Source organism: Mycolicibacterium vaccae NBRC 14118 = CIP 105934, from assembly GCF_001552715.1.
Taxonomy (GTDB): domain Bacteria; phylum Actinomycetota; class Actinomycetes; order Mycobacteriales; family Mycobacteriaceae; genus Mycobacterium; species Mycobacterium vaccae.
In genome coordinates this window covers 1-3852 of the sequence record NZ_BCRS01000278.1, presented here as the reverse complement: position 1 = coordinate 3852, position 3852 = coordinate 1, and the positions used below count along the sequence as shown (strand labels likewise).

The following is a 3852-nucleotide window of genomic DNA, read 5'->3' as shown; positions in this document are numbered from 1 at the left end:
GGCGGCCGCGTCGGCGTCGGCCGACTTGGCCGCACCCGCGGATTTCGGTGCCGTCTCGGCGACCGGCGGCAACGGCCCGGACGGCGGCGGCAGCTCCGAGCCCACCAGGGCCAGCACCGCTTCCGGCACGTCAGGGTCGGTGAACACCAGCGCGGCGTTGTTCAACACCGCGCGGGCCCTCGTCGTCAGCAGGCCCGGGTCACCGGGCCCGGAACCGACAAACGTGATCCGGCCGGGCTTGCCCTTGCGTCCTCGCAAGCTCATCTGTCTCTCCCGCCTTCGTCCAACAAATCGCGCGCTCCCAGTTCGAACAGCTCCTCGGCCACCGAGAGCCCCAGCTCCCGTGCCCGATCGGGTGTCCCGACACCGGACGCGCGGATCACGTCGGATCCGTCCAGCGTCGCCACGCAGCCGCGCAGCGACAGCTCTTCGAAGACGCGGCCGTCCTCATCGATAGACTCGACCACCTCGGCGATCGCGCCCACCGGTGCGGAGCAACCCGCCTCCAGTTCGGCCAACAGGGTTCGCTCTGCGGTGATCGCCGCCCGCGTGTCAGCATCATCGAGTTGCGACAACACTTCCGCGAGCGCCGTGTCACCGGCGCGGCACTCGACTGCCAAAGCTCCCTGCGCGGGCGCCGGCAGCATCTGTACCGGCTCCAACGCTTCGGTCACCACCTCGAGCCGCCCGATGCGGGCCAAGCCCGCTCTGGCGACCACGATAGCGTCGAGTTCACCGCTGCTTACCCTGTTCAACCTGGTATCTAGGTTGCCTCGTAGGGGGCGGATTTCCAAACCGAGACCCAGTGCTCTAAGCTGTGCGGCCCTTCGCGGGGACGACGTGCCGATCACCGAGCCCGCCGGCAACTCGCCGAGCACCAGTCCGTCACGGGCCACCAACGCGTCCCGGGCGTCTTCGCGCACCGGCGTCGCGGCGATCATGAAGCGCGGGTCGACCGCGGTCGGCAAATCCTTGTACGAGTGCACAGCGGCGTCGACGACGTTGTCGGCGATCGCCTCGCGCAGCGCGGCGGTGAAAACCCCGACACCGATGTCGGCGATGGGTTCGTCGGCGCGACGGTCCCCCTCGGTGGAGACGATGACCAGTTCAGCGTCATGTCCGGCGGCGATCAGGGCGTCGCGCACAGTTCCGGCTTGGGTGGTGGCCAGCAGGCTTCCCCGGGTGCCGATTCGAATCACGTGATGTCTTTCGGCGGGCCGAGCGTCACTCGGTCTTATCGAGATCGATTGCAACAGGACCCATTTCATTTCCTCCGGCGATGGGTCCCAGTTCGCTGCCTGCGACGGCGTCGACCGCGTGCTGGTCGAGTTCGAACAGCTCGCGCAGCGCTTCGGCATAGCTGTCGCCGCCCGGAGCGCTGGCCAGCTGCTTGACCCGCACCGTCGGCGCGTGCAGCAGTTTGTCGACAACCCGGCGGACCGTGTTGGCGACCTCGTCGCGGTGTCCGGCATCCAGTCCGGGCAACCGGTTGTCCAGCCGCAGCAGTTCGGCCTCGACGACATCGGCAGCGCGCTGACGAAGCGCGGTGACGGTCGGGGTGACCTCGGCCATACGCTGCCCGGCCAGGTAGTTGGCGACTTCCGCCGCCACGATCGTGCGGGCCGCATCCGCGTCGGTGGCCGCGGCCTTGGCCGACGGCTCGCGCAGGATGCGTTCCATGTCGACCACGAGCACGCCCGGCAGACCGGCGACCGCGGGGTCGACGTCCCTGGGCATCCCGAGGTCGCAGATGACGAGCTCTTTGGGTTCTCTGACGTGGGCCAGCCCACGGTACACATCGGCCAGTGAGACCACCGGGCGCACCGCACCGGTGCAGCTGACGACGATGTCGGCGTCGGTGAGCAGCGGCGGCAGATGGTCGAACGGGAACGCCTCGGACGTGACGCCGTACGCGCGGATGTTCTCGGCCAGGCGCTTGGCGCGGGGCAGGGTCCGGTTGACCACGTGGATGCGTTCGACGCCGAGGCGGGCCAGGTGCTTTGCGGCCAGCGCGCCCATGGAGCCGGCGCCGACGACCACCGCGCTGCGCCCGGCCAGCGAGCCGACCTTCTTCTCGGCGGTGTCCAGCGCGACCGAGACCACCGAGGCGCCGGCGGCGTCGATGCCCGTCTCCGAATGCACGCGTTTGCCCACCGCCAGGGCGCGCTGCGACAGCTCGTGCAGCGTGCGGCCGACCGACTGGTTGGCCTCGGCCGACGCGTAGGCGCGCCGGACCTGGCCGAGCACCTGCTGCTCGCCGATGACGGCGGAATCCAGGCCACCGGCGACCGAGAAGAGATGTTCGACGGCGGCCTCGGCGTAGCGCACGTAGGCGTATTTGGTCAGATCCTGCAGCGACATGCCGCTGTGCTCGGACAGCACCTGCCCGATCACCGACAGGCCGCCGTGGAAGGCCTCGACGACCGCGTAGATCTCCACCCGGTTGCAGGTCGAGAGCACCATCGCCTCGGTCACCAGCGAGGACCGCAGGACCTCTTCGACGATCTTGGCCTGATCGGATTCGTCGGTGCTCAATTGCTCCAGAACCGACACCGGCGCACTGCGGTGCGAGACCCCGAAGAGCAGGACGCTCATGGCTCCCTCACCACGATCAACACGCAGTCAAAGGTAGTCGTTAACCAGCTGGCCTACCAAATTTGCTCTCCGCCGTTCTCAGCGGGCCAGGTCCTCGCGCAACCTCGGCTCGTCGATCTCCCAGTAGCTGTGCTCGACCCCGTCGAGCAGCACCACCGGGAGCCGGTCGCCGTACTCGGCACGCAACCCGCTGTCGCCGGCGGCGGCCGCGGCGTCCACGTCGGTGACCGTGAGCACGAAGCCGAGTTCGCCGGCGAGGCCGGCCAGTTGCTCCGCCGCGGCCGCACACATCGGGCAGCCCTCCCGCGTCAGCAGCTCCACCTGTCGATCCACCCCGCCAGTATCCGGACAAGGTGACCTAATCTGGTACCCGTGTCCGTTACCGGAGGATCCGAGCCCGGGTCAGGCAGCCGGGCGCAGAAACTCGCCGGTGAGGTCAGCGCAGAGGTCGCCGCGGAGGGCCTGGCGCAGCCGCTGGACCCCGTCGCCGGCCCGCCACCGCCGCCGCCCGATCTGACCGCGGCCGCATTCTTCGACGTCGACAACACCCTGGTGCACGGATCCTCGCTGGTGCATTTCGCCCGCGGCCTGGCCTCCCGCGAGTACTTCACCTACCAGGACCTGGCCCGCTTCGCGCTGGCCCAGGCGAAGTTCCAGCTGACGGGCCGGGAGAACAGCGACGACGTCGCCGAGGGCAGGCGCAAGGCGCTGGCCTTCATCGAGGGCCGTTCCACGGCCGAGCTGATCGCGCTCGGCGAGGACATCTACGACGAGATCATCGCCGACAAGATCTGGCCGGGCACCAGGGCGCTGGCCCAGATGCATCTCGACGCCGGCCAGCAGGTGTGGCTGGTCACCGCCACCCCTTACGAACTGGCCGACACCATCGCGCGGCGGCTGGGCCTGACCGGCGCGCTGGGCACCGTCGCGGAGTCGATCGACGGGGTGTTCACCGGCCGCCTGGTCGGGGACATCCTGCACGGCACCGGCAAGGCGCACGCCGTGCGCTCGCTGGCGATCCGCGAGGGCCTGAACCTGCGCCGTTGCACCGCGTACTCCGACAGCTTCAACGACGTCCCGATGCTGTCGCTGGTCGGCACCCCGGTGGCCATCAACCCGGACGCCGACCTGCGTGACCTGGCCCGGGAACGGGGCTGGGAGATCCGCGACTTCCGCACCGCCCGCAAGGCCGCCCGCATCGGTGTCCCGTCGGCGCTGGCGCTGGGCGCCATCGGCGGCGCGCTGGCGGCCGCGGTG

General features: G+C 69.8%; 5 protein-coding genes. 1 reads left to right on the top strand and 4 read right to left on the bottom strand.

What is annotated here, in order from left to right:
• From MVA01S_RS29030 to MVA01S_RS29015, 4 genes are all read right to left on the bottom strand, one after another.
• Positions 1-264 (bottom strand): SAM-dependent methyltransferase (locus tag MVA01S_RS29030; RefSeq protein ID WP_255251728.1); only part of this gene is annotated, 264 nt, incomplete at its 3' end.
• Positions 261-1199, bottom strand: coding sequence for a hydroxymethylbilane synthase (gene hemC / locus MVA01S_RS29025; RefSeq protein WP_003932726.1), 939 nt, complete (start codon positions 1197-1199; stop codon positions 261-263). The genes MVA01S_RS29030 and hemC, both read right to left, overlap by 4 nt.
• Before the next feature lie 25 nt (positions 1200-1224).
• The gene (locus MVA01S_RS29020) at positions 1225-2595 is read right to left on the bottom strand and encodes a glutamyl-tRNA reductase (RefSeq protein ID WP_003932727.1); all 1371 of its coding nucleotides are present in this window, start codon (positions 2593-2595) and stop codon (positions 1225-1227) included.
• Between the two features lie 78 nt (positions 2596-2673).
• Entirely contained in the window at positions 2674-2928 is a 255-nt protein-coding gene (locus MVA01S_RS29015; protein ID WP_040542669.1) for a glutaredoxin family protein, read from the bottom strand.
• A gap of 39 nt (positions 2929-2967) precedes the next feature.
• On the opposite strand from MVA01S_RS29015, the gene MVA01S_RS29010 reads away from it, so the two are divergent.
• Positions 2968-3852 (top strand): HAD family hydrolase (locus MVA01S_RS29010; RefSeq protein ID WP_060941805.1); only part of this gene is annotated, 885 nt, incomplete at its 3' end.